The sequence below is a fragment of the Mesorhizobium montanum genome (assembly GCF_033977145.1).
Classification (GTDB): Bacteria; Pseudomonadota; Alphaproteobacteria; order Rhizobiales; family Rhizobiaceae; genus Mesorhizobium; species Mesorhizobium montanum.
This window is the reverse complement of the sequence record NZ_JAVIJF010000028.1, coordinates 64,718-86,729: the sequence shown is the minus strand read 5'-3', so window position 1 is coordinate 86,729 and position 22,012 is coordinate 64,718. Positions and strand designations below refer to the sequence as shown.

Annotated in this window: 18 protein-coding genes and 2 pseudogenes; 9 read left to right on the top strand and 11 right to left on the bottom strand. The window is 60.8% G+C overall.

The window, feature by feature from the left end; genetic code table 11:
• The 3 genes and pseudogenes from RFM68_RS29640 to RFM68_RS29625 all read left to right on the top strand — a co-directional run.
• Positions 1-297 (top strand): Ulp1 family isopeptidase (locus RFM68_RS29640; protein WP_320236527.1); only part of this gene is annotated, 297 nt, incomplete at its 5' end.
• Between the two features lie 442 nt (positions 298-739).
• Positions 740-1,942 (top strand): IS256 family transposase, encoded by a 1,203-nt coding sequence (locus RFM68_RS29630; RefSeq protein ID WP_320236526.1) that lies wholly within the window; start codon positions 740-742, stop codon positions 1,940-1,942.
• 70 nt (positions 1,943-2,012) lie between these two features.
• A pseudogene (locus tag RFM68_RS29625) lies at positions 2,013-2,229 on the top strand (transposase domain-containing protein); the annotation flags it as partial.
• 478 nt (positions 2,230-2,707) lie between these two features.
• Here the strand turns inward: RFM68_RS29625 and tdh are convergent.
• The 10 genes from tdh to RFM68_RS29575 form a co-directional block, all read right to left on the bottom strand.
• Entirely contained in the window at positions 2,708-3,742 is a 1,035-nt protein-coding gene (tdh, locus tag RFM68_RS29620; protein ID WP_320236525.1) for an L-threonine 3-dehydrogenase, read from the bottom strand.
• 175 nt (positions 3,743-3,917) lie between these two features.
• A complete protein-coding gene (gene nifA / locus RFM68_RS29615; protein WP_320236524.1) occupies positions 3,918-5,678 on the bottom strand; it encodes a nif-specific transcriptional activator NifA in 1,761 nt (586 codons plus the stop codon).
• 160 nt (positions 5,679-5,838) lie between these two features.
• Positions 5,839-6,132: a ferredoxin family protein gene (locus tag RFM68_RS29610; RefSeq protein WP_320223341.1), complete on the bottom strand. Its 294-nt coding sequence runs from the start codon at positions 6,130-6,132 to the stop codon at positions 5,839-5,841.
• A gap of 9 nt (positions 6,133-6,141) precedes the next feature.
• Positions 6,142-7,449 (bottom strand): FAD-dependent oxidoreductase, encoded by a 1,308-nt coding sequence (locus RFM68_RS29605; RefSeq protein ID WP_320236523.1) that lies wholly within the window; start codon positions 7,447-7,449, stop codon positions 6,142-6,144.
• Positions 7,450-7,459: 10 nt separating this feature from the next.
• On the bottom strand, positions 7,460-8,569 hold the full coding sequence (locus tag RFM68_RS29600) for an electron transfer flavoprotein subunit alpha/FixB family protein (protein WP_320236522.1): 1,110 nt from the start codon (positions 8,567-8,569) through the stop codon (positions 7,460-7,462).
• 15 nt (positions 8,570-8,584) lie between these two features.
• Positions 8,585-9,436, bottom strand: a complete 852-nt coding sequence (locus tag RFM68_RS29595; protein ID WP_320236521.1) for an electron transfer flavoprotein subunit beta/FixA family protein — start codon at positions 9,434-9,436, stop codon at positions 8,585-8,587.
• 183 nt (positions 9,437-9,619) lie between these two features.
• Positions 9,620-10,000, bottom strand: a complete 381-nt coding sequence (gene nifW, locus RFM68_RS29590) for a nitrogenase stabilizing/protective protein NifW (RefSeq protein WP_320236520.1) — start codon at positions 9,998-10,000, stop codon at positions 9,620-9,622.
• On the bottom strand, positions 9,997-11,205 hold the full coding sequence (gene nifV / locus RFM68_RS29585) for a homocitrate synthase (protein WP_320236519.1): 1,209 nt from the start codon (positions 11,203-11,205) through the stop codon (positions 9,997-9,999). Before nifV ends, nifW begins: the two co-directional genes overlap by 4 nt.
• On the bottom strand, positions 11,202-12,419 hold the full coding sequence (gene nifS / locus RFM68_RS29580; protein WP_320236518.1) for a cysteine desulfurase NifS: 1,218 nt from the start codon (positions 12,417-12,419) through the stop codon (positions 11,202-11,204). Before nifS ends, nifV begins: the two co-directional genes overlap by 4 nt.
• Before the next feature lie 15 nt (positions 12,420-12,434).
• On the bottom strand, positions 12,435-12,755 hold the full coding sequence (locus RFM68_RS29575; RefSeq protein ID WP_320236517.1) for a HesB/IscA family protein: 321 nt from the start codon (positions 12,753-12,755) through the stop codon (positions 12,435-12,437).
• Positions 12,756-13,353: 598 nt separating this feature from the next.
• Here RFM68_RS29575 and RFM68_RS29570 point away from each other — a divergent pair.
• Positions 13,354-14,415 carry a hemin-degrading factor gene (locus RFM68_RS29570; protein WP_320236516.1) on the top strand — a complete coding sequence of 354 codons (1,062 nt, stop codon included), beginning with the start codon at positions 13,354-13,356 and terminating at the stop codon, positions 14,413-14,415.
• Positions 14,416-15,326: 911 nt separating this feature from the next.
• Positions 15,327-16,124: a calcium-binding protein gene (locus RFM68_RS29565; RefSeq protein WP_320236515.1), complete on the top strand. Its 798-nt coding sequence runs from the start codon at positions 15,327-15,329 to the stop codon at positions 16,122-16,124.
• Positions 16,125-16,264: 140 nt separating this feature from the next.
• Here the strand turns inward: RFM68_RS29565 and RFM68_RS29560 are convergent.
• Positions 16,265-16,901 (bottom strand): annotated as a pseudogene (locus RFM68_RS29560) (transposase); the annotation flags it as partial.
• Between the two features lie 658 nt (positions 16,902-17,559).
• On the opposite strand from RFM68_RS29560, the gene RFM68_RS29555 reads away from it, so the two are divergent.
• From RFM68_RS29555 to RFM68_RS29540, 4 genes are all read left to right on the top strand, one after another.
• Entirely contained in the window at positions 17,560-18,777 is a 1,218-nt protein-coding gene (locus tag RFM68_RS29555) for a cytochrome P450 (protein WP_320236514.1), read from the top strand.
• 48 nt (positions 18,778-18,825) lie between these two features.
• Positions 18,826-19,035, top strand: coding sequence for a ferredoxin (locus tag RFM68_RS29550; protein WP_320215380.1), 210 nt, complete (start codon positions 18,826-18,828; stop codon positions 19,033-19,035).
• Between the two features lie 211 nt (positions 19,036-19,246).
• Complete coding sequence (locus RFM68_RS29545; protein ID WP_320236513.1) at positions 19,247-19,888, top strand: nuclear transport factor 2 family protein; 642 nt, start codon at positions 19,247-19,249, stop codon at positions 19,886-19,888.
• 286 nt (positions 19,889-20,174) lie between these two features.
• Complete coding sequence (locus tag RFM68_RS29540) at positions 20,175-21,800, top strand: SDR family oxidoreductase (RefSeq protein WP_320236512.1); 1,626 nt, start codon at positions 20,175-20,177, stop codon at positions 21,798-21,800.
• Positions 21,801-22,012 lie beyond the last annotated feature (212 nt).

The window sequence follows — 22,012 nt, the reverse complement described above, 5'->3', positions numbered from 1 at the left end:
CACTGGTCGCTGCTTATGGTTGATCGACGCGAGCGGGAAAGGCCGGTTGCCTATCATTACGACTCCGCCGGGCGGCTCAACGACCAGCCCGCGGCACAGCTCGCACGACGGCTGGGAGCCCACCTGGAGCCCACCCGTATCACCCAGCAGCAGAACGGCTACGATTGCGGCGTCTTTGTGCTTGACGGCACGAGGGCGCTGGTCGGACGACTGGGGCAAAGGCGGCAGCCAGCCAGGCTGCACCTCGACTATCTTGCCGTTGATCGGCAGGCACTGCAAAACCGACTGCGGGGCTGATGTCGGCCTCTGCTGGTCAAAAAGCGATATACCGACCGAGGTGTTGTGGAATCCCAGCCTGATCCCGGAGCCGCTGTGCGCCATCGCCAAACTTCCCACGAAGAGGTCAAGCTTCCAATATAAAGAGTTTCAGTTCCAGATTTGATTTAGGGGCCCGCTGTGCCGCTGGCGAAGACGTTTGAAAGGGAATTGCTGGAGAGGCTGCGTGCGGAAGAGCGAGCGGCGATTGTAAAGGGCGTAGCGGCGCTCGAAGTCTGTTTGGGACAAGACACAGTTGGTGCTAATCATTTTGGGCTAAAGGGTTGAAGTCAGGACTGGACATACGGATGGCTTGGCTTCCAAAGGGATTTCGCGCCGGAGGGCCACCCGTCATCCGGCAGCTCCGGGACTGTCAGGAATTCTGTGCGCGAGGCCATGATGATGGAAAGGAGAGAATCATCACATGGCTATCGAGAAGGAACTTCTGGACCAACTGCTTTCGGGCCGCGATCCGAGTGAGGTGTTTGCCAAGGACGGGTTGCTGGACGACCTGAAGAAGGCGCTGTCGGAGCGGATACTGAACGCCGAACTCGACGAGCACCTCGATGAGGAACGCACCGAGGGCGGCGCCAATCGCCGCAACGGCCATTCGAAGAAGACGGTTTTGACGGGCACGTCGAAGATGACGCTGTCGATCCCACGCGACCGCGCGGGAACTTTCGATCCGAAGCTGATCGCCAGGTACCAGCGCCGCTTTCCCGACTTCGACGCCAAGATCGTGTCGATGTATGCGCGCGGCATGAGCGTGCGCGAGATCCGCGGCCATCTGGAGGAGCTCTACGGCATCGACGTCTCGCCGGACCTGATCTCGGCCGTCACCGACGCGGTCCTGGAGGAAGTGGCCGAGTGGCAGAACCGGCCGCTGGAGATCTGCTATCCGCTCGTCTTCTTCGACGCGATCCGGGTCAAGATCAGGGACGAAGGCTTCGTGCGCAACAAGGCGATCTACATTGCCCTCGGCATCCTGCCCGACGGCGCCAAGGAGATCCTCGGCATCTGGATCGAGCAGACCGAAGGCGCCAAATTCTGGCTGCGCGTCATGAACGAGCTGAAGAACCGTGGCGTCGCCGACATCCTGATCGCCGTCGTCGACGGCCTCAAGGGCTTCCCCGAGGCGATCGGCGCCGTCTTTCCGCAGACGACCGTCCAGACCTGTATCGTGCACCTGATCCGCCACTCGCTGGAGTTCGTGTCGTGGAAGGACCGCAAGGCCGTCGTGCCGGCGCTCAGGGCAATCTACAGGGCCGCGGACGCCGAAGCCGGCATGAAGGCCCTGGAGGACTTCGAGGCCGGCGACTGGGGGCAGCGATATCCGGCGATCACCCAGAGTTGGCGGCGCAACTGGGAGCACGTCGTGCCATTCTTCGCTTATCCCGAAAGCGTGCGCCGCATCATCTATACTACCAACGCCATCGAGGCATTGAACTCCAAGCTGCGTCGCGCCGTTCGAACGCGCGGCCACTTCCCCAATGACGACGCGGCCATGAAACTGCTATATCTGGTGCTCAACCACGCGGCCGAGGAATGGAAACGACCGCCGCGCGAGTGGTTCGAGGCCAAGACCCAATTCGCCGTCGTGTTCGGCGAAAGGTTCGTCAGCCAGTGACGAAACCGGCCTCGCGCACAGAATTCCTGACAGTCCCGCAGCTCCAGCAACTTCTATCGAAAATCGGTCTACCGTCGACGGAGCCAAGGCCAGCGCCATCGTCTACAGCTTGGTGCTGACCTGCCGCGCCTCACTCGTCGAGCCGCTCGCATGGTTGCGCCACGTTCTCACCGAACTGCCTCAACGCGAGCAGGTCAATACCGACATCGACGGTGCCCTTCAACTTCGCCAAAGCCGCTGCAGCCCGATCCGCCCGGACGCGTCCGTTTGAAAGCGACCGTCGTTGAAAGGGCGGCGGCAACGCGCGGGGAAATTCGCGCTTACCATCGATCCCGCCGGCCAGTGCTTCGTGCTTTGCGATCGGCGCATGGCCACTCCGTCAACAGCAGGAGAGAACGTCGAGCGGCGAGCGGAACTAATCTGGTAAGTTCGTGACCAGAACATCATCAACAACAATCTCAAATGGTTGGGTTTTGGTTACCGCATTGAAATGCTTTGGTTCGCCGGTCCTCAAGATCGGATTTCCGAGTTTTCCCGTTAGCGGCGGACAACCGTATTGCCGAGGCACTGACCATTGACAATGATGACGTTGGGATCCTCTGCGTCCATTTGATCTCCTGTGCGGAGTACGAGTTCATCAGAACGGCGGGGTTGGACCCTTCCTCGAATGCTCGACGAGCGTCACTATCCGCCAGTATTCAATCCCAAACGAACGTCTTACGTGTGTGGCGCTGGCAGCGCCAAGGCTTGACGAAGGCATAACCTCTACCAATCCATCACTACCTTACCCGAACTCCCACTCCGCATCGCATCGAACCCGGCTTGGAAATCATCGATTCCAATGCGATGCGTGATCAGCCCCGACACATCTAGCGGTCCCTGCACCAGCGCGATCATCTTGTACCAGGTCTCGAACATCTCGCGGCCGTAGATGCCCTTCAGGTGCAGCATCTTGAAGATGACCTTGTTCCAGTCGATCTCGAAGCCGGTCGGGGCGATGCCGAGGATGGCGATCTTGCCGCCATTGTTCATGGTGTCGATCATGTCGCGGAAGGCGGGCGCGGCGCCCGACATTTCGAGGCCGACGTCAAAACCCTCGGTCATGCCGAGCGCCGGCATGACTTCGCGCAGCTTTTCCTTCGAGGCATCTACCACATGCTGGACGCCAAGCTTCCTCGCCAGTGCCAGCCTTACCGGATTGATGTCGGTGATGACGACCTTTCGCGCGCCGACGCACTGCGCCACCAGCGCGCCCATGATGCCGATCGGCCCGGCGCCGGTGACCAGCACATCCTCGCCGAGCAGATCGAAGGACAGCGCGGTGTGAACCGCATTGCCCAAGGGATCGAAGATGGCGGCGATCTCGTCCGGCACGTCGTCGGGGATCGGCACGACATTGTGCTGCGGGATCGCCAGGTATTCACCGAATGCGCCCGGGCGGTTGACGCCGACGCCAAGCGTGTTGCGACAGAGATGCCCCCTGCCCGCCCGGCAGTTGCGGCAATGGCCGCAGACGATGTGGCCTTCGCCCGACACGCGCTGGCCGACCTTGTATTCGGTGACCGCGGCACCGAAATCGGCGACCGTGCCGACGAATTCATGGCCGGTCACCATCGGCACCGGCACCGTCTTTTGCGCCCACTGATCCCAATTGTAAATGTGGACGTCGGTGCCGCAGATCGCGGTCTTCCTGACCTTGATCAGCACGTCATTGGGGCCGATCTCTGGCACCGGCACCTCTTCCATCCAGATGCCCGGCTCGGCCTTGGCCTTCACCAGCGCCTTCATCATGTTCGACATTCTTTTGTTCGTTGGATCCGCCGACATCTGCGTGTGGATGCGCGCCTGGCCCTTCGGCACCACCGGGAAGGAGAAGCCGATGACGTAGTGCCTCGATTCTACATGCGCTGCGTCGAGTGGCGTCTCAAAGGCACCACTCGCACATGGCGCGAGGACGTTTGACCTCGCAGGGCGTTTAGAACTTCTTTACCTCGATACCATGCCGACGCAGGGCATAGCCGACTTGCCGCGGAGTGAGGCCGAGGATACGACCAGCCTTGGCCTGAACCCAGCCGGCCTTCTGCATCGCGTCGATCAGCCGGTCGCCATCGGTCACACGCATGCCTGTTGCACCCGAGGCAGGATGGCTCGGACCGCGGGCGTTGACGGGCACCGCCGCGCCCTCGGAGGCGCCGGTGCGCCTGGCTCCCAGCGGCGATTCAACCGGCATCCTGTTGCGGCCGAACTCATCGCTGGCATTGCCGTCATTTGCACGGTCGGCTCCTTTCCAGAGGAGGGAAGACAGGCACTGGCTATTCTGGCAGGCAAAATCTGAAGTGGCGATAGTGCTTGAACGCGCAAGAGTGGCCGTCCTTCGCACGCAGTTTTCCAGCTCACGGACGTTGCCAGGGAAGTAGCATTGCGAGATCAGGTCAAGCGCCGACGGCGCGAAGGCGAGCTCGCGATGGTTCTCGCTATTGAATCGATCGAGGAAGGCCTTTGCAAGGCGTGGAATATCGCCGGGTCGCTCTCTGAGCGGTGGCAGTATGATTGGCACCACATTGATACGGTAGTAAAGATCGGCCCTGAACTCTCCATTCACGACAGCCGTCTCGAGATCCTTGTTGGTGGCGCATATGAGCCGGACGTCGACCGTTAGCGTCCTGGTGCCGCCGACGCGCTCCAACTCGCCTTCCTGCAAGACGCGCAACAGCTTTGCCTGGAAGGCAGGCGAAATCTCGCCGATTTCGTCAAGCAACAGGGTTCCGCCATTGGCTAATTCGAAACGGCCGGCGCGCTGCGCGACAGCCCCGGTGAAGGCGCCCTTTTCATGCCCGAACAACTCCGATTCCAGAACGCTTTCAGGCAGTGCGGCGCAGTTCAGTTTGACGAAAGCCTTCTTGCTGCGAGGCGAAAGCTTATGGATGGCCTGCGCAAAAAATTCCTTGCCGGTGCCGCTTTCACCCCGCAAAAGCACGGTGGAGTTGGTCCGTGCCACGACCGCGGCGGTTTCAAGCACCTGCTTGAGTGCGGGACTTTCCCCGATGATCCCGTCGATTTTGACAGGCGAACGGCGCGCAGGGCGGGCCTCCTTCTCGTCGCGCGATTTCTCCGCTCTCCCGTCCTCCTCAAAGAGCCGCTGACGATCTGTGCTCAGGATGCGATGAAGGCGGATAGTCCGGCCGACAAGATTGGCGACCATTGTCAGCAAGCTCACGTCTTCGTCGCAATGCACGCTGGCGGCGCCGTCCCGGATACGGTCGATCGACAGTGTACCGAGGATTTCATCTTCAGCCTCTATTGGCACTCCGATAAAGGTAACTGGCATGGTTGCGCCGCCCGATGCCATTTGGAGATCAGCCTGAAATAGTTCGGACTTGCTGACATCGTGTATGACGAGTGGCCTCCCCGTAGCGCAGATACGGTCTACCACGGCCTGCGGTGTGAAGCGGCGCCAATCTGATTGAGGAGCGTGTTTGTTGCCGGCAGTTGCGGCAATCTCCAGCTCCCCGGCCGCGTCCTTGATGACCATTTCTCCATGACGCATTTGCACAAACGAGGAGAGAATGTTCACGACATTGCCAAGCGTGATCTGCAGCCGCGTGGGAGCAGTCAGGATCTCGGATATCTCGTAGAGGCCCCTGAGCGGGATGTTTGCCCCATGCATGGCTTTGATAGGTGGCCGTGCGTCGGGAAGCGCTACCTCGTGCACCCGATCCCGCATTACTTGACCCATGGAAACACCTCAGGGGTTGTAAGGTGCCCCTCCCAAAGCGCCTTTCTTTCGACTCGCTACATCCTAGTATTCACGAGCCCCTGTTCAATTGCAAATTGTCATGTTTGCAATCGCGACAATTCCAGGTATCGGCTCTGGCAACGGCGCGCGCGTGCGCGGGTCATCCGAACTTGAAGAGGACACCGAAGCCGCCGCGCGGATAATTCCACTCGATCTCACCACTTGCCTCGCACAGTACCCGACAGGTGCCGCACTCCATGCAGCCGTCGGCGGTGATCTCCACTTGGCCCTTGTCGTTCAATTCATAACATTGGGCCGGGCAGACGCGGGTCAACGCGAGCAGGTTGGCGCTTGGCTTTTGGTGCGGTCGCACTTTTATATGTGGGCGCCCCGAATCGACCAGATACCGGTTCTGGTAAAGCTTCTCTTCAATGCGTGGCACTGCGATTGTCATCTCGTCCTCCTAGCGCCAGGCGAATGCCAGGCGGACCACGTCGCTCACCAGCCCCCAGCGCGAACGCGCCTTGATGAAGGCAGCTGTGGTCGCCTTTTCCTTGTCGATTTTCGGGGTGCCGTCGACCCGCATAAAGTTCTGAGCCGCCTGAGACATCAACTGCGGGTAGGTCGTGAAGAAGTTTTGGGAATTGGTGTGGAGCAGGGCCGGCATGTCCTTGTATTTCTTCAGGTCTTTGATTACGAAAGACTTGTTTAACATGGTCTTGTAGAGCGCAAGGTTCTGTTTGGTCATCGGCCGCTTGCGGCTCTTGACCTGCATGATTGCCTCAGCCGCGATGCGACCGGAGGTCATGGCGAGGTTCGAACCCTCCCGGTGGACGGCGTTATTCAACTGCGCAGCATCGCCGACCACCACCCAGCCGTCGCCAAACAGCTGCGGAATCGCATTGTAGCCACCCTCGGGAATGAGATGCGCGGCATATTCTTTCACCTCCGAGCCGGCGATCAGCGGCCGGATCGAAGGATGGTTTTTTAACGCATCGAGTATGACGTATGGGCTCTCCATCATCGAAGCGAAATCCGAAACGAGGCAGCCGATGCCCAGTGAGATCGATTCCTTGTTGGTGTAAAGGAAGCCGAGCCCGGCCATGCTGCGGGAGATTGTACCCACTGCCTCGATCACGCAGCCTTCACCGGCCTTGAGGCCGAACCGCTGCTCTATGACTTCTTCAGGCAGGAAATGCATTTCCTTGACGGCGAGCGCCACGGATTTTGGCCTCGGCATCTCGCGAAGCCCGGCGCGCGTGCCAAGTAGTCCGGAGACACCTTCTGCGAGAACGACAACGTCCGCGAAAATCTCTCCGCCGACCCGGTCGGTGCGGACGCCGACCACCTTGTCCTTGGCATCGCGGACGAGTTCCGTCACGGTCGTCTCGCACAGAACCGTCGCGCCGGCCTCGCGCACCTTACGCGAAAACCATTTGTCGAACTGGGCGCGGATGATCGTATAGCGGTTGGGCTTGGCCTCGTTGAAGTCGTCCGACCGATAGTGAATCCCGGTGTGGGAGGTGTCGTCCATCACCCAAAGCCGCTGTTCAACCAAATGGCGCTCGAGAGGCGCATCATCCCGGAAATCCGGGATGATCTTCTCCAGCATGTTCGCGTACATGATTGCACCTTGAACATTCTTGGAGCCCGGATATTCACCTCGCTCCAACTGCAGCACCTTCAGGCCGTGGCTTGCCATGGTGTAAGCAGCAGCGTTTCCGGACATGCCGGCCCCAACAACAATGGCGTCGAATTTTTCCTTGATCATGTCCAACTCACTAGCTCGCAAGCTTATCGCGACTGTGGGGCGACAGCCGCCGCGTGAAGGCCTCCGTCAGTGCGGGAAGAAAGCGGATCGCGTCGGTGATGATCCCTAGGTGGGCGAAATCGAAAATCGGCGCCTTCGGGTCGGTGTTGATAGCCACGATGAGATCCGCTCCTTCGACGCCAACCCGGTGCTGGATGGCGCCGGAAATTCCTGCCGCTATGTAAAGCTTCGGCCGGATGGTCTTGCCTGTTTGGCCGATCTGCCGATCAGCCGACAGCCAGCCCTTTTGGACCAACGGGCGCGAACAGCCATGCTCGGCGCCGATTGCTCGTGCGAGATCCTTCACAAGCTGCAGGTTCTCCGCCGCGCCTAGACCGAGGCCTCCCGCAACCACAACGTCGGCATAGGCAAGATTGGCCTTTCCAGACTGGCTATCCGGCAGGAAGCCGAGGACTTTGGTGACGATGTCATCCTCGGCTACCGATAGCTGGTGCCGGATGACACGGCCGACCGGCCTGTCCATCCGCCGCGGCATGGGCATGACCCTCGGTCGCACCGTCGCCATTTGCGGCCGGTAATTGAGCGTATAGATCGTGCATAGTAAGGAACCGCCGAAAGTTGGACGGGTCGCAGCGAGCGAACCGTCCATATCGACGTCGAGTTCGGTGCAGTCGGCCGTGAGCCCTGTCTTCAAGGTTGTTGCGACCGAACCAGCAAGATCCCTGCCGAGGGTGGTCGCCCCGAGAAGCAGGATCTCGGGTTTATGGGCATCGACCAGATCCGTCATCGCCTTGGTGAAAGGCTCGTTGCGATAGTCGGCAAGCAGCGGCGCCTCGACGTTGTAGACAAGATCGGCGCCATAAGCGAAGGCCTCGGCTACCGCAGACTGGGTGGTTTCTCCTGGCGGTCCGAGCACGATCCCCGCGAGCGCGACGCCAAGCTTGTCGGCGAGCTTGCGGCCTTCACCGAGCAGTTCGAACGATACCGGGTGGACCTGGCCGCGCTCGAGCTCGATAAAGACCCAGACGTGGCGGTAGTTTTTGAAATGGTCGGGCAGCTCCTTCTTTGTGCCGGCACGGCCGGAGGCAGGGCGAGGGGCTTCTCGATTCGCGCTCGACATCGTCTCTCCTTGCCGTCATTGGCCGCCGTTGAAGGCGAGTTCCTGTTCCAGCGCTGGCCCGCGGGTTAAGATTGCGGCGATAAGTTCGTCAGCGAGATCACGCAAACTCCTCTCGGGGGTGTCGATAAGTGCCGCCTTTTCCGCCCGCGCTGTAGGGGCGAAAACGCGCTTGACGACCGTCGGCGAGCCGCGCAGGCCGCATCTGGTGAGGTCATCAATGCCGGCGTCGGCCGCACTCCACTTCAGGACCTGGCTACGCGCGGCGTACAGGGCGTCCTCGAGCGAGCCCCGACGGATCTCATTTGTGCCTTCCAGCATGGTGATGAGACAAGGGAGCCTGCTCTTCAGCATCTGCGTGCCGCCTTCACAGCGGCGCTCGACCTTGATCTCGCGCGCAGCGAGGTCAACGGAAGGGATCTTCGCGACATAGGTGAGTTGCATGAGATCGAGGCGCTTGGCGATGCCGGGCCCGACCTGGGCGGTGTCGCCATCGATCGTCTGCTTGCCGGTGAAGACGATGTCTGGCGTGCCGAACGTCTCGCCGACCTTCGCGATTGCCTGGGAAAGAGCGAAGGAGGTCGCCAGCGTGTCAGAGCCCGCAAAATAGCGATCGGTCAACAGCACCGCGCGGTCGGCGCCGTAACCGAGCGTCTTGCGCAACGCGTCCTCTGCCATGGGCGGACCCATAGTGAGCACGGTGACCTCGCCGCCGTAAGTGTCGCGCAGTCTAAGTGCCTCTTCGAGGGCGAATAGGTCGTAAGGGTTGATGATGGTAGGCACACCCTGACGCATGATCGTGTTCGTAACGGGATGGACCCGTATCTGTGCCGAGTCCGGCACCTGCTTGATGCAGACTACGATGTGCATTGGCGGTCTCTTTGGGCTTCTATACGGATGCGGGCTTGGCAGTAGATTTTTGGAAGCATCATTCGTGCCAACTGTTTTGCGTGCTCATATTCCTCGAGACTCCGTTGGTTCCTTCCAGGGGCGCGTTCGTGATGACACGATTTGTCGGCTTCCCGACATTGTCGCGTCGCAACCATGTCGCGCTCATTCTTTTGCAAACCGCTTCAGTACGGACTCGAACGGGACGAAGGTGCGGCCCGGCGTGGCAGGCTTGTTCGGATCGTGGTCTTTAAGCACCTTGAAGATCCGGTGCTTAAGCGGCGAGGAAGTCGTGAAGTCCTCGTAAGCGCGTAGCAGCGTTGCGCGCACCCGCGCGGCGACCACCTGGTCGGGCAGATCGGATAGATCTTCTTCGGCAAGGTATTGGCCCACGCGCTTCATGATATGAAGCCGTGAGACATTCAGCACCTTTGGATCATAGGAGACCCCAAGGAGCGCGAAGAACTCCTCCGCGGCCGACAGGCCCTTTAGCCGCGCGAGGATGTCGGTAACATCGATGGGGCGGCCGTCAGCGGAACAATTCATCGCATTCTCCCTGGTCGGGCAACTGTGGTGTCGCTGTGTTCGTCGCCCAGCTGGCCTGGACCGGCGACATCCCCCAAGCGTGCCTCGCTGCACATTCCATCATAGATCTCGACCAGTTGAGCCGCAGTAATGGTCGACTTTGTCTCGGCCGCCTTGCGGCGGACGCGGGCCACCATCGCGGCTGCCAAATCCGGGTCGAGATCGCGACCGCTTTCGCTCAGCACGCGGGCAATCGCGGTGGCGCCAGAATGCTTACCGATGACGATACGCCGGCAGCGGCCCACGAGTGCCGGGTCGAGCCCCTGATAGGCGCGCGAGTCATTCAGCAGCCCTGCGACGTGGGTGCCGGATTCGTGGGTGAAAACATCGGCGCCGACGACCGGCTTAATAGTCGCCGTCTGCCGGCGGGCGGCGCAAGCCACCTGGGCGGCGAGGTCGGGCAATGCGGTCAGCTCGATGCCGGTATCCGCGCCGTCGATGACGGCCATCGCGGCCGCCACTTCTTCCAGCGCGGCATTACCCGCACGCTCGCCGAGCCCGAGGACGGTGACGGACGCATGGCGCGCGCCTGCACGGATGGCGGCCAGCGTGTTGGCGGCCGCAAGGCCGAGATCGTTGTGCGCGTGAAATTCGAGGTCGATTTCAGACTTCGCCATGAGCTGGGCGACAAGTTCGAAAGTCGAAAAGGGGTCGAGAATGCCGACCGTGTCGGCCAGCCTGACGCGGCTTGCGCCGGCGCGCGCAGCCGTTTCGATGACGCGGGCAAGATGATCCCCATCAGCCCGCGAGGCATCCTCGCAGCCCACAGCGACGAAGAAGCCGGCAGCCGCTGCCCGCCTGACCATATCCTCGATGACCTGGAGCGCTCCCGCCTGATCGAGGCCGAGCTTGGCGGCAAGTTGGATGTCGGATGCAGGCAGCGACAGATTGACGGCGCCGACGCCGCTCTCGATCGCTGCGTCGAGATCCCGCGCCTTCATCCGGCACCAGGCCATGAGCCGAACCGGGAGACGCCGCGCGACCGCGGCGCGAATTGTATCGATCTCGTCGGCGCCCATGATCGGCGTGCCGATCTCGATCTCTGGGACGCCGGCGGCCACAAGAGACTCGGCGAGCTCCAGCTTTTCCGCCGTCGTAAAGGCGACACCGGGCGCCTGCTCGCCGTCGCGCAAGGTCGTGTCATTGAGGAAGACATCACGGCTCATGAACGGCAGCCTGTTCTGCTTCCGCTCAGGTATGGACCGGATCGAACGTCTTCGGGACTTCGCCCACGCGGCGCAGAACCGGGAGAGTCACGCAGCTTCTCAACGATTGCCGGCATGACCTCAAGCACCCGCTCGACGTCTTCTTCGTTGTTGTCGCGCGCAAACGAGAAGCGGACTGCCCCGTGTGGCATCTTCATCGCGCTCAGGACATGGCTGGGTTCCATTGAGCCGGAGGTGCAGGCGGAGCCGGAGGAACAGGCGATGTCTACGCGGCTCAGCAGATGTGGGATTCCATCGCTTTCGGTATGTTCAAAGGAGATGTTTGCGGTGTTTGGCAACCGCTCCATCGGATCGCCAGTGACACTGGTGTTTGGGATGCGCTGGAGGATCCCATCCTCCAGGCGGTCGCGCAGCGACTTTACCCGTGTGGTCGCGTCGTCCATGAATTTCAAGGCGAGTTCGGCCGCCGTGCCGAGCCCGACTATGCCGGGCGTGTTCTCGGTACCGGCACGCCGGCCGTGCTGTTGGTGCCCTCCCTTGATCATCGAGCGGAAGTGCACGCCACGCTTTATCCAAAGTGCACCGATCCCTTTGGGGCCATGAAGCTTGTGGCCGGAGAGCGACAGCATGTCGATAGCGGTCGATTTCAGGTCCATCGGAAGCTTGCCAACCGCCTGCACTGCATCGGTATGAAAAAGGGCGCCAATTTCCTTGGCCAACTCGGCGAGCTTGGCCACGGGAAAGATCGTACCGGTCTCGTTGTTCGCCCACATTACCGAGACGATTGCCACACGGGGCGAGAGGGCTGCCTTGTAGGCGTCGAGGTCAAGCCGGCCACGACGATCCACGGGGATCGTGTGGACCTTGACGCGGCGAACCTGCTCAAGATGCGCGCACAGCGTCAATACGGCGGGATGCTCGACCGCGGACGTCACGATCTCGGTTCGGTCGATCGTGAGCTCGAGCGCCGAAAGGATCGCTGCATTGTCGCTTTCTGTTCCACCCGAGGTGAAGGTGATCTCATCGTCGAACTGCGCGCCGATCAGCGCCTGCAACTGCCGCCGCGCCTTTTTTATCGCCGCACCGACTGAGGCGCCAAAAGCGTGCGTCGACGAAGGGTTGCCGAATTGATCCGTGAAGTACGGCAACATCGCTCGCACAACGTCAGGATCGACCCGTGTCGTGGCGTTGTTGTCGAGGTAGACAGGCCTCATGCGAACAGTCCTCAGTTAACTGAAGGACTTGCCGCAGCCGCACTTGTCCCGCGCGTTGGGGTTGTCGAAGACAAAGCCGGAAGAGTCGAGCCCGGTGACGAAGTCGACGGTCATGCCGGCGACATGGGGTTGGGAGTCTGGGTCCACAAACAGCTTGATCCCATCTGTCTCCGTAATCACATCGCCCTGGCGCGAGACGCTTTCCAGGCCCATTATGTATTTGAACCCGGCGCAGCCGCCGGTCTGGACCATAATGCGAAAGCCCTCCGCTTGCTCGCTGGCGCGGGAAAGAGCCGTCTTGACGGCGGCAACAGCATTGTCGGTGAGCGTGATCATGGCAAGATTTCTCCTCAATCCGTGACGTCTTTGCGGATCACGCTGCAGGGACCGTGCCAAGAGGAAAAAAACCGTTTCAACACGGCGCGATCCCTCTAGAGGCGCTATCAATCTTGTTGGCCATTGCTGAAAAGACGTCGGGCACCCGACACGCACTGTCGGGTTTGTCGAGTACGTGACACAAAGTGTCCGGCCTCGGTTCCCACTGAACTCTCACATAAATCATTGATGAGTGTGCGGAACATTTTTTTGCGCTTGTTCAGGCGAACTGGCACGACTTTTGAAACGCCTATTGGCGATGCGGCAAAAACCGCCGAGACAAAAATCATGCTGCGAGTCGCGATGATCGAATGGAGCAAGCCACATGTCAGGGCTGGGGCAACATGTCAGGGCTGGGTCACAACCGCTCTGCGCGGGTGGATCGGCTCTTCGCCGCTCAGACGACACGCCCGGTTTCGATGTCGATCACGCACTCTCGCCAGCAGAACCCTGCTCCTGGACGAGCAGGAGGTCGGCATCGAGCACCACGCTGCGCTCAGTCGACCGACCACCCGGCAGGGCAGCTGATCCTCAACAAGCAGATGAAGGTCGTTAACACATGGACCAGCGCGAGAGACCATCGCCGCACGAAATCCGGCGGGCGCAGCAAGACAATCCAAAGATCCGTGAGCACGATCTCGCCGCCCGACTGGGCATTTCGGAAGCGGAACTGGTCGCCGCGCATTGCGGTCTAGGCGCGATTCGTGTCGAGCCGCGCGTCAATGATCTGCTGACCGGCCTCGAAGCGGTCGGCGAGGTGGTGGCGCATACCCGCAATGAAAGTGCTGTGCACGAAAAGATCGGCGTCTACGACAAGGTGGTCACCGGCAACAGGCATGCTCTGGTACTTGGCGACGAGATCGACTTGCGCATCTTCCCGAAAGTTTGGGCGCATGGCTTTGCTGTCGAGAAGCGCGATGGCAAGGACATTAGCCATAGCCTGCAATTCTTTGATGCCGCCGGCAAGGCGATGCACAAGGTGCAACTCGGGCCCGCCTCAAATCTCGATGCTTATCAGAAGCTGGTGGCTGAGCTGGAATCCTCGAACCAGGAGCCGATCGTAGTATTCAAGGCGAGCGGAGCCAACGACGACGCAGAGGTTCCTGAACAAGCCGCCACGGTGGAGGATCTACGCGAGTGCTGGAGCCAGCTGACGGACGTGCATCAGTTCTTCGACATGTTGAAGAGACTGAAGCTCAGCCGCCGCGAGGCGGTGCGTATGGTCGGCGAGGTTTACGCTTGGGCGCTCGAAAAGGACGCCATCGGCGCCATGTTTCAACAGGCGGCCGAAGACGAAATGCCGATCATGTGCTTTGTAGGCAATCGTGGCTGCATCCAGATCCATTCCGGTCCGATCAAGTGGGTCAAAACAATCGGGCCGTGGATCAATGTGCTCGACAAGACCTTCCACCTGCATCTCGGGACCCACCACATCATAGAGGTCTGGGCCGTTCGCAAGCCGACCAAGGACGGTCACGTCACCTCGCTCGAAGCCTACGGCGCCGATGGCAAGATGATCATCCAGTTCTTTGGCAAGCGCCGCGAGGGCGAGGGCGAGCGCGAGGACTGGCGGTTTCTGGCCGAGACCCTGCCACGCATTCCCGGTCCGACCGCTGCATGAGGCGAGACCAATTGCATGTTGTTTTCCGGTTTCGCTCGGCACCCGTCGCCGGGGCTCGGCATTCTGCTGGCCATCGCCTTGCCTGCGGAGCGAGTGAGCGCCTAGCTATTGCTTCCCGTGCTGTCACGGATCGCTCGATCGTCGCAATCGCCTGCGCGCTTGGCGAGGAAAGACATCTCACCGCTCGAAATTCGACGAGCTACTACCCGAATTCCGCTGAAGGTTGACCGATGTCGGCCACATGCGTCAGCTGTCGGCGAAGGTTGTTTTGTCGGTCAGTCAGTCCAACTTTGCGGCCGTGCTCCAAAACGAGGCCCATGCTTCCTTCAAGTAGCCGTCCTCAAAGTACTAAGATCCTTCGTTGGGCATGCTTGCTTGTGATCTGATCCGCAGGCGGAACAACTCTTAATCTGGCGACAGCACCCGTGGGCAGATGGAGGTGACCTCTGCCGCGAATCGAAATGCCCCGGCCGCTTGCCGCGCGCTCAGGAGTGCCGCGCCGGATTGCTTTGCTCAGGCATTCAACCACCTTGCGTCAAACAAACGGCAAGCAAGGACCAACGATCATTCTGCCCCTGCTTCCACCGCGGGAGGCTCCGGCTTCAATATGGTCCTACTCAATGACCGTATTCCTGGAAAGCAATTTTCCAATCACGTTTCTCCGATATCAAAGCGTTAGACATCCACTCGCGACCGGGAGAGCAGGACGCCCGCAGGCCGCGCGTGTTCTTCCGGCATCCGCGCCTCCCGTCATTGCGCGCACGACCCGGAGGCGCTCATGGCGCACCCGAGGATGACACACATCCATCGCGTAAATATGTTGAATCGGAACAATCAATTTTGCCAATAATCTGAAGAGAGATATGAAAAGGTTCAGGTGGCGTGGGGACGCAGGATAAGGAGTGTCTCTGATGGCTATCCATGGTAGTCCGCGCGACAACGCCCTCTTCGGCACCAACGATGAGAATGTGATCACAGATCCCGACGGTAATGACTGGATTGACGCTCTTGCCGGTAACGATTCCATTTCGGCGGGGCCCGGCAATGACCGAGTCTTCGGTGGCACAGGTAATGATCATGTCTTTGGCGAGGAGGGCAATGACTACCTCTACGGCGACAGCGGGCGAGACGGACCGCGCATCACTGCTGAGGATAATGACAAGCTCTATGGGGGTCCGGGTAACGACACCCTCTTTGTTGGTGACGGCAGGGATTATCTGACCGGGGGGACAGGCAACGACACGTTCGTGTTCCAATTCCACAACCCGATCCCTGGATATGACCCGCGTTTCGGGCCGGACCCGGATAATACCTCGATCTTGGATTTCAACCCGGCGGATGACACTTTGGCCTTCGATGCGGTTGGCCTCGGTAGCGACGGCTTTGGCGCCAACTTCGTCAACCACGCCAGCTCACGGTCTGGCCATCCAGTTGACACCTTCTACAGCGGCGACGCCGCGGGCGCGAACGGCGAGCATGTCGTCGTGCTCACCAACTCGTTCAGCAACGGCTCCCAGGCTGCGGATGCGATCTCCAATGAGCATACCGGCGACATTATCGCTTACTATAATCCGTTAACCCAGTCAGGGAATCTGGCCTATGTCACCTCCGATAACCATGCCGACGATTTTGCTCATCTCGGTAATGTCCACAGCGTCGCGGATCTGGCTGGGCTTGGGTTGAGCGCGTGGGACTTTACCTTCGTCTGATCCGCGGGAACCGCTGGATCGGATAGGACGAGATGCGCTACCGCGTAGATAAACCGCCCCTTTCAGAGGTTCGCACGGATCGCCTCTGTGGTGTGGATGACGGCGCGGCTGTCGCGCTTCCCCTGGCAAAGGCCGGAAGATCAGCGTGCCACTGCCCGCAGACTGATGTGCGGAACTGGCTGAGGTGGCAGGTTCATGTAGCGAGCCCTTTGCACGGTCCATTCACGGTTCTGCTCGACCTGCAGCGGCGCCACGAGGCGCATGATTGCTTCATTGGGGAAGACGCCGACGACCTCGGTGCGCGTTTGATCTCGCCGTTGAGCCGCCCGACCGGTATCTAACGTAGCTCGGTGCGGTGCTCTTTGACGAAGCTCATCTAGGCGAGCACGTCATGTTCAGTGTCGTTCCATGATGATGGCGAGCTTGAGGGTCCTTGGCCGGATCTGTTCGGCAACGATCGGTCTCCTGGCAAAACCGGTGGCGATGAAGGCCGAGACCACGCGACGGCCGCTCTTACCGATGCGCCGGTAAGTTCCTCATGAAATGTACCTGCTCGGCAGCGCTACCAAGTAGCTGGAACACCTTCGAGACCGCCGCCTTGATGCCGTCATGGGCGTTGGAGACGACAAGCTTGACGTCTCTGAGGCCGCGGCGCGTCAGTTTGCGCAGGAGCTCCGTCCAGGTCGGCTTGGCCACGGGGGTGCCGACGCTCATGCCAAGCACCTCATGGCAATGGTCGTTGTCGACGCCGACGGCGATAATCACCGCGACCGAGACAGCCACTCAATCAAGGCCTCTAGCTTCCTGTCGATTGCGGAGGAACCCGAATGGCTGCGGTACTCGGCGACGACCGCAATGCTTGGCGCATCGGCGACCAAAGAGTCTCAACATTATGCCAAGTTGGCAGAAGAGCCTCAGAAGGAGTGTGCTCTGCATACTGTTAAATTGGTCTGTTTGGCAGGAGCCAAGCCGAACAGTCCCCGTGTCGCGGACGCGACAAAGCTGACCGCAGGTGTCGGTTGTCGGACGTTTTACCGGGAGGACATGTGGTCATCCAATGAGCGGCGGTCCCGGTGGTGGCTGAGCATAGATCGGTTCAGCACCATCGATACGGCCGATCCGGCACGCAACTTGCTTAGAAGATTTCGGGGCGCCAGCAGCAGTGCGTCACGGAGCTCAGCGATGATTGACCAGTCTCACAACTTCAATGGGAATAACCAGTGGGTTACGCTTTAGAACCGCAGCACGAAGCAGATGCCTCTGCTGCTTGAATGCGCGACCGATCTCTTGCGCTGGTGCGCAGTTTGGCTGCATCGCGCAACACAATCACAACACCCTAGAGCTGGGACTTACCAGGTGCTGGCCAATCGACCTTGAGATCGGCCGGCAATCTCAATCGAGCGCATGAACGCCTGGCGTTCAGGAGAAGAGGCCAATGGCGACAAATTCGGTTCCAGATCATGTCCCGCCCGAAATGGTGAGGGACTTCAGCCTGTTTACTTCGCCCGGCATGTCACCGACTCCCAACGGGGATCCCCACGCAGCAGTCGCTTGCGTCCACTCCGGCCCGCCTATCTTTTATTCACCCCTCAACACGCGCGACGGCAGGGGTACCTGGGTGATCACCCGCGCCAGCGACCAGCGCCGGGTGCTGCAGGACAGCGAAACTTTTTCCAGCCATCGCAGCATCTTTGCCTCCGCGTTGGGCGAAAGCTGGCCGATGATCCCACTTGAACTTGATCCCCCTGCCCATGGTGCCTTTCGCTCATTGCTCAATCCCCTGTTTTCGCCAAAGCGGGTGGCGGCATTGGAGCCGGCTGTCCGCGAGCGGGCAATCAGGCTCATCGACGGGATCGCCGGATCGGGCACAAGCTGCGACGTTATGAAGGATTTCGCATTTCCGTTCACGGTAAACACCTTCCTTCATCTCCTAGGGCTACCGGATGACCGAATCGACACATTTGTTGGATGGGGGAGAGATCTGCTCCACGGCGACGATGTGAAACGGCCGGCCGCGGCCCGGACGATCGTATCGTTCATTGATGAACTTGCAGCCGTCCGCCGCAAGGACCTGGTTGATGATTTCATGACTTTCGTCGTGCAGGCACAGGTCGAGGGCCGCCGCCTGACGAAACAGGAAGTACGCGGCGTCGGCGTGCTTGTCTTTGTTGCCGGGCTCGACACCGTTGCAGCAGCCATAGGCTTTGACCTGGCCTATCTCGCACGCAACCTCAAGGATCAGGAATTGCTGCGCGGCGAACCAGGCCGTATCGTTGCCGCGGCCGAAGAATTGCTGCGCGCCTATCCGACCGTTCAGTTGATCCGCGTGGCAACGAAAGATATCGACTTCGAAGGCGCGCCGATCCGCAAGGGAGATTATGTTTCCTGCGCCACGATGATCGCCAACCGCGACCCGGCGGAATTCGAATGCCCCAACACGGTCGATCTGGCGCGAGAGGACAACTGCCATGCCACCTTTGGCTATGGTCCCCACCGTTGCCTTGGCTCACACCTTGCCCGGCGCGAGATCGTCATTGGCCTGGAGGAGTGGTTGGCGCGCATCCCCGCCTTCCGGATCAAGAAGGGTACGGCACCCATCACCTCTGGCGGCCATGTGTTCGGGATCGAAAATCTGATTCTAGACTGGTCCTGACCAAGCCCCGCCCCCGAGCCGAGGTGCAAAGACAATGGAGGCCGCGCCATGCGCATCATCGTCCAAAATGCCAAATGCCAGGGTCACGCGCGATGCGCGGCGCATGCGCCACACATCTTCAAGCTCGATGACGCCGGTTACATCCTGGCCGGTAACATCGAAGTTGCGGAAGGGGAGGAACTGACTGCATCGCGAGGCGCGCGATCCTGTCCCGAACGTGCACTTAAACTCGACCGTGAACCCTGCAGCACGAGTTGAACCGGACGTCATTCACCGAGAGTCCGGCGGGCATGAAAGGGATCGACCAAGTGGCCCATACGGGAACTGAGGCACGCGCCTTCTGTTCCACCACCGTCCTCGTCCAACTGCGCAGGGGCACCTGCGGCATCGAGAGGCCCCCCTGATGCACAAACGCCAAGGTGCGGTTCGCAAAACACCTCTTCCGATCACAGAATTTGTGGCAGAGCCGATGGAACAGACGAAAATTGCCCAACTAATCGACCTTGAGGCGATCCGGGACTGCCTCTATCGGTACTGCCGCGGGATCGACCGCGCCGATGAAGCGGCGCTACGCAGCGCATACTGGCCCGATGCGCATGACAATCACGGCGCCTATTGCGGCCCTGCAGAGGGGTTCATCGAGTTTGCACTCGGTGTCTTCAAGACCGGACCCCGTAACATCCACCAGATCACCAACATCCTGATCGAGTTCATCAGCTCGGCAGAGGCTGCGGTCGAGAGCTATTTCACCGCGCTGCAACGCGCACCGGACAAAGACGGAGACGTACGCCAGACGCTCCTGTGCGGCCGTTACTGCGATCTGTTTCACAAGAGGGAAGGGGAGTGGCGGATTGCCGAACGGACAGTTGTCTACGATTGGATAGAGGAGCAGATCCCACCAGCGATCGTTGAGGCAGAACGGTTCGGCCCGCGCCGGCCGATCGGAGCACCGCATCCGGACGATCCGGTCTACAAGCTCGGAAAGCGTCGCATTCCTTCTCGCCATGACTCTTCGGAGGCTTCGAACGACACAGCCGCATCGGCCGAGGAGAATCAAGGCCATGACAACTTTGCGATGCTACAGCGATCCCGGCGAAAGACAGCCCGGTGAAGGTGCGCCAAATTGGATTGCCTTTCTGCCCGCGACGGCGTGAGCGATCGGCTCTGTCCCACGAGCCCGCCGACGACACTGGTTGTGCCCAAATGTACGGGTCCTTGGCAGCGCCGATCATCACGGCAAGCTCCTGTCCTTGGCCGGTCCCTCAGCAGCCTCGGCTACCAAATCGGAAGTTGGATCGCTGCCGGATCGCTGCGTCGTCTTTCCGGGTCCGCAACTGGCCATCGCCAGGACGCGCTGCTTTAGCGCGACGCATCTTTTGCCGCTCAAAATTGATTGGATGAAATCGCCGAAGGAAGTCCTCAACATGCAGACAGGACGCATCGTCATCATTACGGGCGCCGCGGGTGGGATCGGCCGTGCGCTGGTCGAAGTTCTTGCCAGGGATGGAGACACTGTCGTTGCGGTAGACCTTCCTGGCAGTGGCGTCGTTGAACTGGCCCGTGGTCTCGGCCACCCGCATCTTGGCCTTGAGTGCGACGTCTCGCGGGAGGAGGATGTGCTCGCGCTTTACGGTCGGGTCGAAGCACAGTTCGCCCAGATCAGCGTCCTCATCAACAACGCCGCGATGGGACCCACCATGGCTGCGAGCGTCGACACTGGTGTCGACGCCTTCCGCCTCGCCCTGGCAGTAAACTTGATTGGACCGTTCGTCATGGCCCGCGAAGCGGCGAGGCGCATGAGGCGGGGCGGTGCGATCGTCAACGTCGCTTCGATGGCGGGCGTCGTAGGCAATCCCAAACGCAACGCCTACGCGGCCTCGAAGGCGGGCCTGATCTCGTTGACGAAGTCGCTTGCATGTGAGTGGGCTTCTCGCGGCATTCGCGTGACGGCGGTAGCGCCCGGCTACGTGCGCACGCCGATGGTGGCAGAACTGGAACGCGCGGGCAAAGTGGACCTAGCGGCCGTGCGCCGCCGCGTGCCGCTGGGGCGTTTGGCGCATCCGGACGAGATCGCTCTCGCCGTGCGTTTTCTGACCAGCTCGCAGGCGCGCTACATCACCGGTTCAGTGCTGGCGGTCGACGGCGGCTGGATGTCATTCAACCAGCCGGGGGATGCACACCCGCAGGTGGATGGGATACCCCAAGCCGAACTGTGCTGTCCGGCCGAACGCACCGACGCGCGTATCGTGCTCGTCACCGGCGGCGCGAACGGCATCGGCGCGGCCGTGGTTCGCCGCTTTGCAGCAAACGGCGATACCGTTGTGATTGCTGATAGAGATGGCGCTGCAGCGGCAGAACTCGCCGCGTGGCTCCGCGGCAAGAACCCGGCCAGATGCGTGGATGTGGCCGTCGAGAGCGAGGTGGTTGCGCTATTCGAAGAGATGCGGGCGAGCTTCGGGCGCATCGATGTGCTCGTCAACGGTGCTGCTGGTGCCGACACTTTGTCGTTGGGAATCGAACAAATACCGGAACACATCCAACACGTCCTGGATGTCAATCTTACCGGGGCCTTCACCTGCGCTCGCGAAGCGATCAAGGCGATGCGCGCTGGCGGCGTGATCCTCAACATCGGATCGATCAACAGCTTTCTGCCGTTCGCGCCGCGCCATGCCTACGGTGCCTCCCAGGCGGGGCTGGACATTCTGACCCGATGCCTGGCGGCCGAACTCGGGCCGGTCGGCATACGGACGGCCACCGTCGCTCCTGGCTTCATTTGCACGCCTGGCGTTGCTCAGTTGGCGAAGGTCGGCCGCATCGATATGAAAACGATCGCACGACGCATCCCGATGGGCAGGCTGGGACAGCCGAAAGACGTGGCTGACGCAGCGTTCTTCCTGGCTTCGTCCGCCGCCTCATACGTCAACGGCTCCATCCTGTACGTGGACGGCGGCTGGACCTCGTTCGGTGATGCGGGAAACGCCTGCGAACTCGATAACGAGTATTTTGCGGAGGCCGCCTGCTGAGTGTCGACTATTCGCCAGCCGACAGGCCGCGGCTCATCGAGGCCGAGTTCGTCCAAGGGTTCATGGTCCGGTTGGGCGCCCCGCCCGCACTGCTTGACCGAAGACCTCATCCTCGGCGAGGCGAAACGTCCGCCTCATCTCTGTCGAAGCAGTTGCAACCGCTCGGTGCGCCTGCAACCGCCGAACGGCTTGCGGCCTGACCACGCCGCCGC